The sequence below is a fragment of the Maribacter sp. PR66 genome (genome assembly GCF_028464205.1).
Taxonomy (GTDB): Bacteria; Bacteroidota; Bacteroidia; order Flavobacteriales; family Flavobacteriaceae; genus Maribacter; species Maribacter flavus.
Genome location: NZ_JAQPCH010000001.1, coordinates 406,559 through 418,936, shown reverse-complemented (window position 1 = coordinate 418,936; position 12,378 = coordinate 406,559). Strand labels below are relative to the sequence as shown.

General features: G+C 40.7%; 15 protein-coding genes. 7 read left to right on the top strand and 8 right to left on the bottom strand.

The window, feature by feature from the left end; translation table 11 throughout:
- Window positions 1-28: 28 nt before the first annotated feature.
- The 3 genes from PP181_RS01855 to PP181_RS01845 form a co-directional block, all read right to left on the bottom strand.
- Window positions 29-706 (bottom strand): HD domain-containing protein, encoded by a 678-nt coding sequence (locus tag PP181_RS01855; protein ID WP_272635761.1) that lies wholly within the window; start codon window positions 704-706, stop codon window positions 29-31.
- A gap of 23 nt (window positions 707-729) precedes the next feature.
- The gene (locus PP181_RS01850; protein WP_272635760.1) at window positions 730-1,476 is read right to left on the bottom strand and encodes a lysophospholipid acyltransferase family protein; all 747 of its coding nucleotides are present in this window, start codon (window positions 1,474-1,476) and stop codon (window positions 730-732) included.
- Between the two features lie 76 nt (window positions 1,477-1,552).
- The gene (locus PP181_RS01845; RefSeq protein WP_138256479.1) at window positions 1,553-1,963 is read right to left on the bottom strand and encodes a BrxA/BrxB family bacilliredoxin; all 411 of its coding nucleotides are present in this window, start codon (window positions 1,961-1,963) and stop codon (window positions 1,553-1,555) included.
- Between the two features lie 131 nt (window positions 1,964-2,094).
- Between PP181_RS01845 and PP181_RS01840 the strand changes: the two genes are divergently transcribed.
- The 4 genes from PP181_RS01840 to PP181_RS01825 all read left to right on the top strand — a co-directional run bounded on the left by PP181_RS01840 (window position 2,095) and on the right by PP181_RS01825 (window position 5,651).
- The gene (locus PP181_RS01840) at window positions 2,095-2,835 is read left to right on the top strand and encodes a TerB family tellurite resistance protein (protein WP_138256478.1); all 741 of its coding nucleotides are present in this window, start codon (window positions 2,095-2,097) and stop codon (window positions 2,833-2,835) included.
- Between the two features lie 12 nt (window positions 2,836-2,847).
- Window positions 2,848-3,432: a HupE/UreJ family protein gene (locus tag PP181_RS01835; protein WP_272635759.1), complete on the top strand. Its 585-nt coding sequence runs from the start codon at window positions 2,848-2,850 to the stop codon at window positions 3,430-3,432.
- 156 nt (window positions 3,433-3,588) lie between these two features.
- Entirely contained in the window at window positions 3,589-4,020 is a 432-nt protein-coding gene (locus PP181_RS01830) for a deoxycytidylate deaminase (RefSeq protein ID WP_154917576.1), read from the top strand.
- A gap of 5 nt (window positions 4,021-4,025) precedes the next feature.
- Entirely contained in the window at window positions 4,026-5,651 is a 1,626-nt protein-coding gene (locus tag PP181_RS01825; RefSeq protein WP_272635758.1) for a S41 family peptidase, read from the top strand.
- Here PP181_RS01825 and PP181_RS01820 read toward each other — a convergent pair.
- Both PP181_RS01820 and PP181_RS01815 read right to left on the bottom strand, forming a co-directional pair.
- Window positions 5,648-5,851 (bottom strand): hypothetical protein, encoded by a 204-nt coding sequence (locus PP181_RS01820; RefSeq protein WP_154917574.1) that lies wholly within the window; start codon window positions 5,849-5,851, stop codon window positions 5,648-5,650. The genes PP181_RS01825 and PP181_RS01820 overlap by 4 nt on opposite strands.
- Before the next feature lie 35 nt (window positions 5,852-5,886).
- Complete coding sequence (locus PP181_RS01815) at window positions 5,887-6,471, bottom strand: MarC family protein (RefSeq protein ID WP_138256473.1); 585 nt, start codon at window positions 6,469-6,471, stop codon at window positions 5,887-5,889.
- A 112-nt stretch (window positions 6,472-6,583) separates the two neighbouring features.
- On the opposite strand from PP181_RS01815, the gene PP181_RS01810 reads away from it, so the two are divergent.
- Entirely contained in the window at window positions 6,584-7,153 is a 570-nt protein-coding gene (locus PP181_RS01810) for a DUF3109 family protein (RefSeq protein ID WP_272635757.1), read from the top strand.
- Here PP181_RS01810 and PP181_RS01805 read toward each other — a convergent pair.
- Window positions 7,146-8,978 carry a tetratricopeptide repeat protein gene (locus PP181_RS01805; protein WP_272635756.1) on the bottom strand — a complete coding sequence of 611 codons (1,833 nt, stop codon included), beginning with the start codon at window positions 8,976-8,978 and terminating at the stop codon, window positions 7,146-7,148. The genes PP181_RS01810 and PP181_RS01805 overlap by 8 nt on opposite strands.
- A 162-nt stretch (window positions 8,979-9,140) precedes the next feature.
- The gene (locus tag PP181_RS01800; protein ID WP_138256471.1) at window positions 9,141-9,875 is read right to left on the bottom strand and encodes a LytR/AlgR family response regulator transcription factor; all 735 of its coding nucleotides are present in this window, start codon (window positions 9,873-9,875) and stop codon (window positions 9,141-9,143) included.
- Window positions 9,876-10,182: 307 nt separating this feature from the next.
- On the opposite strand from PP181_RS01800, the gene PP181_RS01795 reads away from it, so the two are divergent.
- Window positions 10,183-10,332 (top strand): hypothetical protein, encoded by a 150-nt coding sequence (locus tag PP181_RS01795; protein WP_272635755.1) that lies wholly within the window; start codon window positions 10,183-10,185, stop codon window positions 10,330-10,332.
- Window positions 10,333-10,370: 38 nt separating this feature from the next.
- Window positions 10,371-10,847 (top strand): hypothetical protein, encoded by a 477-nt coding sequence (locus PP181_RS01790; RefSeq protein WP_272635754.1) that lies wholly within the window; start codon window positions 10,371-10,373, stop codon window positions 10,845-10,847.
- Window positions 10,848-11,330: 483 nt separating this feature from the next.
- Here the strand turns inward: PP181_RS01790 and PP181_RS01785 are convergent, their stop codons facing one another.
- Entirely contained in the window at window positions 11,331-12,248 is a 918-nt protein-coding gene (locus tag PP181_RS01785; protein ID WP_272635753.1) for a hydroxypyruvate isomerase family protein, read from the bottom strand.
- Window positions 12,249-12,378: the final 130 nt, after the last annotated feature.

Below are 12,378 nucleotides of genomic sequence, written 5' to 3'. Positions count from 1 at the left end.
AAGGAGCCGGTCTTAACGGGCTCCTTTTTTATGGATTGGACTTCGCCGATAATGGATTCCATTCTTTATAAAACTGCTCAAGGTAGTCTAACATGAATTGGTGCCTCTCAGCTGCCAGTTTTTTCCCGGTTTCAGTATTCATTTTATCCTTCAGAAGAAGCAATTTTTCATAAAAATGATTGATAGTGGGCGCCTTGGATTTTTTGTATGCTTCTTTGGTCAGCTTTAGATTGGGTGGAATGTCAGGATTGTAGAGCTCCCTATTTTTAAATCCGCCGTAATTGAAAGCCCTTGCTATACCAATGGCCCCAATGGCATCCAAACGGTCGGCATCCTGTACTACCTGTAGTTCCTTTGAAACGAATGCTTTCTTTTTGGAAGTACCTAAGCTGTTTTTAAAGGAAATATGTTTTATGATTTTTACGACATGACCAACGACCTTTTTTTTGACCTTTAGCGATCGTAGAAAATCGGAAGCCATTTGCGGACCCATGTTTTCATCGCCACCGTGAAATTTTGCATCGGCTATATCATGCAAAAGGGCCCCAAGGCTTACCACAAGAATGTCCACATCCTCGTCCTTCGCAATGAACATCGCATTTTGGAACACCCGTTTAATATGGAACCAGTCATGTCCGCCTTCCGCATTTTGTAACGTTTCCTTGACAAAGGTTATGCTCTCCTCAACGATTTCCGTATTGCTCATTTAAAAGGGTTTTATTGAAAACCTCATGGACTTGTCCTGAAGTGTTTTATACCGGAAACTACCGCAGCTTCCGCCTTGGCGAGCAAACCGTCATAGTCCCCGTCGTTTTCAAAAGGTTCGTGAACGTCAAAGGACACTTTTGCGCCCAAGCCCATGGGGAATTTACCAAATCGGACCAATTTCCATGAATTGTTAATGCTAATAGGAACGATCAATGCAGATGGCGCCTTTTTCATCAGCATTTTTAGCCCCATGGGTTTAAAAGGTTTTGGATGGCCGTCCCTACTTCTGGTACCTTCCGGAAAAATAACGGCTGCCCGATTGTGTTTTTCAATATACGCGCCTAGTTTGCCTATTTCCATTAGCGAAGCCTTGGCATCTTTCCGATCGATCAAAACGGAACCGCCGTGCCTTAAATTGAACGAAACACAGGGAATACCTTTGCCAAGTTCCTTCTTGCTCACAAACTTGGGGTGGTGTTTTCGCATATACCAGATAATGGGAGGGATGTCGTACATACTCTGGTGGTTGGTGACGATGATCAAGGGTCTATCCGTGGGTATGGTATAGGGATTCGTGAATCTGTAGGTGGTTCCAAGAATATTTGTGGAACGCATTAGAAACCAGTTGAGCATACTGACCGTTTTTTTAATGCCAGGGTACCCAAAAAGTTTTAACCCCAACCAAAGTATGGGATGAAAAATAACCAATATCAACCCAAAGGCTATAAAGAAAAAGGGGGTGACAATGTAGGATAGCGTTTTTTGCATGCTACAAAAATAAAAAACCGCTCTGGTAAGAGCGGTGATTCCGTATTAAAATAAGAGCTCGTTAGAAGGATTTGTTCTAACAGAATTCGTTATAGGCCTGTACCAAGTTTTCCGCGATCATTTCCGCAGGTCTTCCTTCAATATGATGACGTTCTATCATATGGACCAGTTCTCCGTCTTTGAACAAGGCCATGGATGGTGAAGATGGAGGAAATGGGACCATCAAGTTTCTGGCAGCATTGACAGCTTCCGTGTCCACACCGGCAAAAACGGTAACCGTATGGTCCGGCGTTTTGGCGTTCTGTAAGCTCATTTTTGCGGCGGGCCTGGCATTGGCAGCGGCACAGCCACACACAGAATTTACGACTACCAAGGTAGTTCCTTGTTGTTTGATGGCATTTTCGACAGCTTCGGCCGTATATAATTCTTCAAACCCGGCCGAAGCCAAGTCGTCTCTCATAGGTTTTACTAATTCCGCAGGATACATAGTATTATTTTTTTTAAAATCCGAAATACAAATATAACCAATTTGATATATTTCCTCGGTCACCTTAACGTTTCCTTAGTCATCCGTATTCTGCCTAAAATCATATCTTTGGAAATTATCAAAAGATTGGAATGATTAAATGGATCGGGGCCTTCATAGGCTTTTTTTTAAGGGGATTTGTTGGGGCCATTTTGGGCTTTTTTGTGGGTAGCGCCCTGGACAGTCTCTTTGGCTCGGGTACTGGTAGGGCACAGAGCGTATTTAGTGATTTTACGAGACCTAACGTTTCACCGGCAGATTTTGAACTGAACTTACTTTCATTGTGCTCCATTGTCATAAAGGCCGATGGTCAGGTAAGCCAACAGGAAATGGACTACGTACGGCAATACTTTGTGGGTACCTATGGAAAAGAGAAGGCGAATGCCATTTTTAGGACCTTCAATGATATCAACAAGAAAAGGGAGATTTCCGCACAGCGAATAAGCAGTTTTTTGGCGCAAAGGACGCGTTATGAAGTCCGGCTGCAGTTGCTTCATTTTTTGTTCGGTATCGCCCAGGCCGATGGAAATGTAAGCACGCCCGAAATCAACAAAATCAGGGAAATTGCCGGTTATCTGAGGGTTTCCCGGCAAGACTTTGAAAGTATCATGGCGATGTTCATTAAATCTGCCGATAATGCCTACAAAATACTGGAAATTGAAAAAACCGCTTCCAACGAGGAGGTCAAAAAGGCCTACCGGAACATGGCCAAAAAATACCATCCGGACAGGGTAAATACCCAGGACGAAGCTATAAAAAAAGGTGCCGAGGAAAAGTTCAAGCAAGTGCAACTTGCCTATGAGACCATTCAGAAGGAAAGAGGAATAAATTAAAAATAAAAGACTATGGGGAACTTTTGGTTTTATATTGAAATGGGTCTCAATCATGTATTGGACCTTAGTGCCTATGACCATATTTTGTTTTTATCGGCCTTGGCAATACCATTTACCTTCAAGAGTTGGAAAAAGGTGCTGGTATTGGCCACTGTTTTTACGGTTACGCATTGCCTGTCCCTGATGCTTTCCGTTTTTGAAATGGTGGTAGTCGAAGTGTCCTTGATCGAGTTCTTGATTCCGGTGACCATTTTTCTGACCGCGTTGTTCAACATCATTTATCAACGGCGAATACAGGAACACAATAGCATTTTGTTGCATGTTTTGGCCACAGCGTTCTTTGGTCTCATCCATGGTTTTGGATTTTCCAATTATTTTAAAATGTTGATTTCGGGGGAAGAGGAAAAATGGACCCCATTGTTGGGTTTTGCTACCGGAATTGAAATTTCACAGGTAATCATCGTACTATTGGTCCTATGCCTGGCATACGTTTGTCAGTCCTTGTTTAAGGTGAGGCCATCTATTTTTGTAATAGTGGCGAGTGCAATTGTGTTGTTAATCACAATACCCTTGTTGTATTCAACGTTTCCTTGGTAAGGAGGTCGAAGCTATCTGGGTCCGAACGGAAATTTGAGTCTTTTGGTTGAGTCCAAATAACAAATATTGAGGAAAAGTTAAAATTGTCACTATACCTTTGTAAAGGTATTTAAAGCGGGTATCTTAGACAATCCAAGCATTTTTGCTTCCGGTTACATGAACAAATCGAAACAGGAAAAATACGATAAGGCCTACCTAAGAATGGCCAAGGAGTGGGGCAAACTCTCCTACTGCAAGCGAAAACAGGTGGGGGCCATTATTGTAAAGGATAGAATGATCATTTCCGATGGATATAACGGCACTCCAACCGGCTTTGAGAATTATTGCGAGGACGAAGAAGGCTACACGAAGTGGTATGTGCTCCATGCGGAGGCAAATGCCATTTTAAAGGTGGCCTCGTCAACACAGAGCTGTCAGGGCGCTACCTTATACATAACGTTATCGCCCTGTAGGGAATGCAGTAAATTGATACACCAATCTGGGATAAAACGTGTGGTATATCAAATAGCATACAAGGATGATTCCGGCCTCAGTTTTTTGAAAAGGGCGGGAGTGGAGCTTGAATTTATGCCACAAATAGAGGATTGACCTTAATGAAGAACAAGTATACATATCTATTGCCCACTATAATCGCCTTGGCCCTGGCCATTGGTATTTTTGTAGGTGGTAAACTTAACTTCAACGATACGCCCGAGAAATTATTCACCACCAATTCCAAAAAGGACAAATTAAATAGGCTCATCGATTATATCGACTACGAATATGTGGACGATGTCAATACGGACAGTATTGTGGACGTAACGGTGAACAGCATCTTGGAGAAATTGGACCCCCATTCCGTGTACATCCCTGAAAAGGAGATGACCCGCGTATCAGAGAACATGAAAGGGGATTTTGTAGGGGTTGGCATCAATTTTTATCCTTACAGGGACACCATATCGGTAATACGCGCTGTAAAGGACGGCCCTAGTTTTGCCAAGGGAATAAAGCCGGGAGACCGTATCCTAATGGCGGACAACGACACGCTTTACGGAAAGAACATGCCCAGTGATCTCATCGTTCAAAAACTAAAGGGCAAGGAAGGTACCCCGGTCAAATTGAGAGTATATCGAAAGTCAGAGGATAGAATGTTCGATGTTACGGTAACCAGGGGTGTCGTACCGATCAAAAGTGTGGAATCTTTTTATATGCTTACGGACGATATAGGGTATATCAAAGTGACCCGTTTTGCGGAATCTACATACGACGAATTTAAATCGGCCTTGAAACAGTTACAAAAAGAAGGGGCCCATAAATTGGTCCTGGATTTGAGGGACAATCCTGGAGGATACCTGAACATTGCCGAACAGATGGCGGATGAATTTTTGGAGGACAACAAACTAATATTGTTCACTAAGAACAAAAAGGGAAAAATAGACAAGACCTATGCAACCCGCAGGGGCAGTTTTGAGGATAAACCGGTCTACGTCCTAATCAACGAACGTTCCGCTTCGGCCAGTGAAATTGTTGCAGGGGCGCTACAGGATAACGACATAGGCATCATTGTAGGGAGAAGATCCTTTGGGAAGGGCTTGGTACAGCGGGAAATGGCCTTGGGGGATGGTTCCGCGGTTCGCTTGACCGTATCCCGATATTATACGCCCACCGGTAGGAGCATCCAGAAAAGCTATGCCAACGGAAGTAAGGACTATTACGAACGATTTACAGAAAGATACCATAGCGGGGAGATGGTTTCCGTGGACAGTATCAAGGTGGCCGACTCCCTAAAATTTACCACACCCAAAGGAAAGGTGGTTTATGGAGGAGGGGGAATTATTCCCGATGAATTTGTTCCCATTGGCACCAATGAGGAAGAAGCCGTAGAAAGTATGGATAGTTTAGGGTTTTTATCCTTTTTTGTATTCGAACATCTTGATGAAAACCGGGAACTATATGCGGACTATACGGCTGAAGAATTTTTCAGGTATTTTAGGGTGGACGATATCCTTTTTGAAAAGTTTGTGGATTATTCTTTGGAACGAAATCTCAAAATGAATTTTTATGATTTTGAGGATAACATTAAACTGTATCTAAAGGCCTCCTTGGCGGAGCAACTGTTCAATGCCAATATGCATGCCAAAATAAAAAGCGTGGAAGATCCCATGTTGTTAAAGGTGTTGGAACTGGACAACCCTACCATACAACAAGGGGAGGCCGAAGCTATAGAATCCCAAAATTAATCCTCGTTAATTTTCTTCTGGATTTTTTTGCTTGTATAGAAGATGAGTATCAGGACAATGGCACACAAGGATGCCATAACGCCAATAATGGCCACGACACTATTGCCTTCAAAAGGATTCTCAAAATCAATCAACGTTACGTTGTATGCAATCAGCGCAACCGCACATATCACCAGTATAATCGATAAAGTCTTGTTCATTTTAATCACTTAGGACATTAAAAATACACTAATTTCTATTGATTGAAAAGCTCGTTTATGTTGGCGGCAAAGAGCTTAACGGCAATGGCCATCAGAATAACTCCAAATACCTTTCGAATAACATTGAGACCTCCCTTGCCCAAGACTCTTTCGAGTTTGACAGAGGATTTAAGGACCAAATAGACAAAAATGACATTGACAATAATCGATACGATGATATTCTCAACGTAGTATTCCGCCCTTAGGGAAAGTAGTGAGGTCAGGGTACCTGCACCTGCAATTAGGGGAAAGGCAATAGGTACAATGGAGGCACTTTCAGGTTGATCGTCCTTATAAATGGAGATGCCCAAAATCATTTCGATCGCCAAAAAGAAAATAATAAAGGCACCAGCTACGGCAAAGGAATTTACATCTATTCCAATTAGATTGAGGATTTCCTCACCAAGGAAAAGAAAGGCGACCATAATACAGGCGGCAACGATCGATGCCTTTTCTGATTGGATGTGCCCCACTTTTTTGCGGAGTCCAATAATGATGGGGATACTTCCCAATATGTCGATAACGGCAAACAATACCATACTGGCCGTGGCGATTTCCCTAAAGTCAAAATGAAAGGTCATTCTTCAAAATTTTTTGCAAATCTACGTTTATAAATAAGTCTTTGGATGTTATGAAATTGATAATGTTTAAATGACGATGTAAATGCCGTATCTTTCAGCCCAAAATTTTCTCATGTTTCAATTAGGAAAAACCATCGTCTCCGAAGAAATCATTGAAAACGACTTCGTTTGCAACCTAAATGCTTGCAAGGGTGCTTGTTGTGTGGACGGTGATGCCGGTGCACCATTGGAAGATAAGGAAACGGAGATTCTAGTGGACATCTATGATAAGGTGAAGCCTTTTTTGAGACCGGAAGGAATTGCGGTTATTGAAAGTGAAGGAGCTTTCGTCAAAGGCGATGACGGGGAATGGGAGACACCGCTAATAAACGGAAGTGAATGTGCCTACGTCACCTTTGATGAAAGAAATATAGCAAAATGCGGTATTGAAGAGGCCTACAACCAAGGTAAGATCAAATGGAAAAAGCCCATTTCATGTCATTTGTATCCAGTGCGGATCAGGGAATACTCGGCCCTAACTGCGGTGAACTACCATAAATGGCAGATCTGTGATCCTGCCTGTACGCTGGGCGCCGAATTGAAAGTTCCCATTTACAAGTTCGTAAAAGAAGCATTGATCCGCAAGTTTGGGAAGCAATGGTACGATGAGTTGGAAGAAGTAGCTACGGAACACCTCAAATAGTTGGGATGTGCAGTAATATCTTGGTGCCCGAAGGATTGTTCTCGGTATCATAGATGTCGATAATTTCCACTTGGAAAGAGTTTTGGTAGTCCTTGGAAAAGTTGGCCAATCGCTCTTTGGTTATATCAATACCTACCGATTTTCTTTTTAGCACTTTACGCTCCTTGATTTTTTCGGCGGCATCGCGACCCACCCCATCATCGGTAATGGCAATCCTAATAAATCCTTCCCTGCCCTTCATTACGTCCAACTGAATGTTTTTTTCACCTTCCTTAGAGGATAATCCGTGCCACAAGGCGTTTTCCAGAAATGGCTGAAGAATCAAGGATGGAATTTTTACATTGTGTACGTCAATATCATCCGCAATGTTAACTTTAAAAATTATTTCGTTCGAGAAACGGATATTTTCAATGTTCATATAGAGTTCCACGGTCTCCAGCTCTTCGGCCAGGGATATTTCCCGCTGGGAGGAGGCTTCCAAAATTTTCCGTACCAATTTGGAGAATTTGTTCAAGTAATGGACGGCATTTTTCTTTTCGTTGTTTATGATATACAACTTAATGGAATTCAACGAGTTGAATAGAAAATGCGGATTCATTTGACTACGTAACATCGTCTGTTCCAGGGTGAGTAGTTTCTTTTCACTGCTTAGTTGGTATTGTCTATACAGGATATAAAGAATTCCGGCAGCAAGCGCCAAACCAATAAAGGTGATGAGCAACATGGTCCTATTTTTCCGCAAGGTAATGGCCTGGTTTTTTACTTCTTCTTCCAAGGATTTTAGCTGGTCATTTTGCTTTTCCGCCTCATATCGTACTATCATGTCGTTCACATACCTAACGTTCAAGTTATTGGTAACCTGTTCCTCGTATTTTTTGGACTCCTTATAATAATTCATGGCCTTTTTGAAGTCGTCCTTTTTCATCCATAATTCGGATAAAAATTTATTGGCCTCCGCTATTTCCGATGGAAAATTGTACGCCTTGGCAATTTTTAGCCCTTCGAGCAAATAGGATTCGGCCTGGTTGTAATCGCCTGTGTTCAGATTGGCCCAACCCAAATTATTTAGAATCGTGGCTATTATTTCCTGGTCTCCCAAGGCCTTTGCCCTCGTTAAGGATGACTGGAGCAGTGCAAGTGCCTCGTCCATTCTATCCATATGAACATATACATGGGCAATGCTATAGTTGCATATGATTTTCCCTTTTTCTGAGTTTATTTCTTCATTGTAGGAAAGCGATTTTTGAAAGTTTTCCAAGGCGGGTTCCAACTTTCCCTGTGCTTCATAGCACTCCCCAACATTTTGATGATTTATGGCCAACCCAAGTTTGTTTCCCAGCTCCTTCTCCAATTGCATTGATTCCTTGAACTTTTGAATGGCCAGATCGTATTGTTCCAAAAGCTGATAGATGTTCCCAATGGAGTTCAGGGAAACGTTGATACTTCTTTTAAGTCCTATGGACCTATCCTCCGGTTTAATAGTTTCTGCAAGTTCCAATGCTTCTTGGCTGTAATCAAGTGCGGATTTGATGGCCTCCGTGCGCCTGTAAGCCACACTAATCATATTAAGACTGTAGATTCTAAACTCTATGTTTTCTGCTTGAATCGAGAGTTTAAGAGCTTCTTGAAAAAGGGCAAGTGCTTTTGGATAGTTTGAGATATCCCTATACACCCTTCCTATTTGATTTATGGCATATAGTTCTGCTTCTGGATAGTTGTTTTTCTTTGACGCTTCAATAACGAATCTCATAGATATGGTATCTTTCCGGAACTCCCGTAAAAGGCTGTCTATTTCCGCATAGGTCCTTGGTGTTGCTGCTATCAATTGGGTTATCTTTTGCTTTAGAGAATCCGAAGCATCCTGTGATATAACAACATGTAACGAGAGTACAATACCATAAAAAAGGATAAACCTTCTTATAAATAAAGAAGGTTTCAAGTATGCTGAATCGCAATGATTTTTAAAAAGGTTTAAAATCATGTAAACTTATAACAAATCAAGAAAATCCGATTTCTTTTGTCTGGAAACAGGTATCTTATGATTGGATTTTAAGACCACATATCCGTCCGTCTTAAGAAATTCCTTAATCTTATTTAGGTTGATGATATAGGAATTATGAATTCTGAAAAAGCATTCTTCGGGCAACAGTTGGTTTACTTCCTTTAATTTTTTGGTAAGTACGATTTTCTGACCGTCGGTTAAGAATATTGTACTGTAATTTCCGTCGGATTCGGCATACAAAATTTCATCGCTTTCCAAAAAGAGTAACTTGCCGTCCGTGTTCAAGGTAATTCTTTTGTTCGTGGACCTCGCATTAAAATTGATAAGGATGCTTTCCAACTTCTCGGCCGTTAAATTCTTTGAGTTGAACTTTTTTATCTTGGTAATGGTTTCCTCCAAATCATCGGAATCAATAGGCTTTAATAAATAGTCAATGGCCTCGTTCTTAAGTGCCTTAATGGCATATTGGTTGTAAGCGGTAGTGATGACGACCGGAAAGTTCTTATTAGTTAGCTTTTGGATGAATTGAAAACCATCCATTGTTGGCATTTCAATATCTAGGAAAAGACAGTCTGGTGTATTTCTTTCCAAATAATCCAGTGCCTCAAAAGGATTTGTAAATGATGCCATTACATGAATTTCCTCACTAAAGTTCGTTAGTTCCCAGGTAAGACTTTGGAGCGCCTTTATTTCATCGTCGACGATTACAGCTTCTAACATATTTACACTTTACGGTACGGGGAAGTTAATCAAAATTAGTACTTAGAGTATACACTCATTGGTAATTTGTATCAATGGATAATTTTTCAGTATAACTGGTAAAAATTGTAAAATCAGTCGTTTACGGGGTAAAAATCAAGTTAAACTGTAAGAAAATAAATACAAAGAGTAATTTTTTTTGGAACCCCTAAAATCCTGCCTTCCGATTATACAAAAAAGAATGCAGTTTATACATGTTGCCCACGGCAAGGCTATTCTTGTCATAAATTCGTAGTGGATAATTGTGCAACTTGTAAATTAACTGATTATGAAAAGATGCTTGCTTATGTTCGGGATATTATTGGTGGTCGTAATTGTAGCATCTATACTGGAACACAAAAATTCAGAAGAGGTTTTGAACGAAAAATTGGCCATAGGACAAAATTCGCCTAAGACGATAGTTAATGCCCGTAATTAGATATTGAGAAAGGGATGTATCGTTTCATCATTAAAATAGTGAAATATGTTTCTTTGGGCATAATGCCCTTTGTTCTGATTTCCAATGCAGGGGATGAAATTGACTATGGCTTTTCTGAAGTTATAAATCACGATTTGATTCCGAATCAACTAGATTTTGGTTTTCAAAGCGAAAGATCTGAGACTGGAACTATTATTAATAGTTTGAATCTTGTATTTACGGATACTAGGGATAACGGTAGGATGGAACTTGTTATGAGAATCCCCAATAGCGACACTAAATTGTATAACGGTGAATATCAAGTTGGCAAAGTGGATGGTTTCCTGAATGGTTTCGAGGGTATTTTTGGATTCTTTACTCATAATGATTATGGAGAAAAGCCATTTTTTGCCAATAGCGGTATAGTACGGATTTTAAGTTTGGAAGATAATCGGATTCAGGGTTATATGGATGTAACCTTGGTCAACGATTATGGGAAAAAAATTAGGATTTCGGATACGTTTCGAAATTATTAGCAATATACGACCCTAGGAATGTTCTATTCCGGTCAATGTTTTGAGCGCCAATCGTAATGGCAACGCAGAAGTGTTGCATTACAGGTCTAATATTAGGTTTCGGGGGAACTACCTAGATTAGCACTTGGTGGGCATTTTCATATTATGAAGCATTGAGGGTCGTATTTTTAGATTTTATTCTGTATTAAAGATGACCGGGGAATGAATTCCCCGGTTTTCCTTTTTGTAAAAAAGTAAGGCCAAAACATAAGTATTGGAATCAAAGCTTGTACCTTTTTTTAAGATAGGAACAACTTATTTTGGAAATACATAATAAGGCGCAGTATACGACAAGTAAATACAAATAGGAATGCATACCAACTATAACGAAAATGTAATATAAATCTTACATTTTATTATGGTTGTTCATCGAAAAAAAGAAATTTTAACTTGATTTTTAAAGGTCAAGCAGGAAGTCAAAAAGGAAGCCACTAGCGTACAAATTCATAGAAATCGATCAACACTTTTGTAGGCTTCGATTACCGCTGTCTCCCCTTCCTTGCCGGACATTGAATTTCCGTGCTCCATTCCCAATACCCCGTCAAAACCTTTTTCATGTATGAATTTAAAGACATTTTTATAGTTGATTTCACCCGTAGTAGGCTCATTTCTACCTGGATTATCCCCAATTTGTATGTAGGCTATTTCGTCCCAGGTAAGGCCCATATTATGAATTAAGTTCCCTTCTGTTTTTTGCATATGATAAATATCGAAGAGAATTTTGCAAGAGGGGCTATCTACGGCTTTACATATCATATAGGTTTGATCCGAGTTCTGTAAATATAGGTCTGGGGAATCTGACAGTGGCTCCAATACCATTACAAGACCATGGGGTTCAAAAATCTCCGCGGCACGCTTCAAAGCCTCAATAACGTTCGCATCCTGCACCCCAATGGGCAGTTTTCTTTCAAATGCACCAGGAACCACGGTCATCCATTTGGCATTTACCCTTTTGGCGACCTCAACGGCACGTTTGCAACCATCCAAGAAAATATCCAAATGCTGCTGTTTACCCGCTGCCAAGGTATTTGCCATATTACCGCCTTTATCCACTACAAATACACCCATGGTCATTCCCCTTTTGGCGAGGGTTTCTCCAATGCTCGTTTGCATGGCTACATCCCGACTCATTAGACCATTATCCTCAAAAGCCGTAAACCCTTGATCGGCCATAAAGTTTAATTGATCGATGAGGTTTTCGCCGGCATGTTGTTTGAACATACCAAAATGAGGGGCATATTTAAGGTTGAAAGTAGTGGCAGAAGTCTTCTTATTCTTTTCGGATGCATACGTAACGACCCCTCCCAGTGTAATAACTCCACTGGAAAGGGCCGTATTTTTAACAAAATCCCTTCTTTTCATTTGTTGGTACTGATTGATTTAAAAAGGTCGGATGCAATTATCCACATCATTTCCTATTGTCTTTATATGGGTTCATGAACCTTTGATTTCGCCAATGATAATCTAGTTATAAAGGTTTTTTTGGCTTATT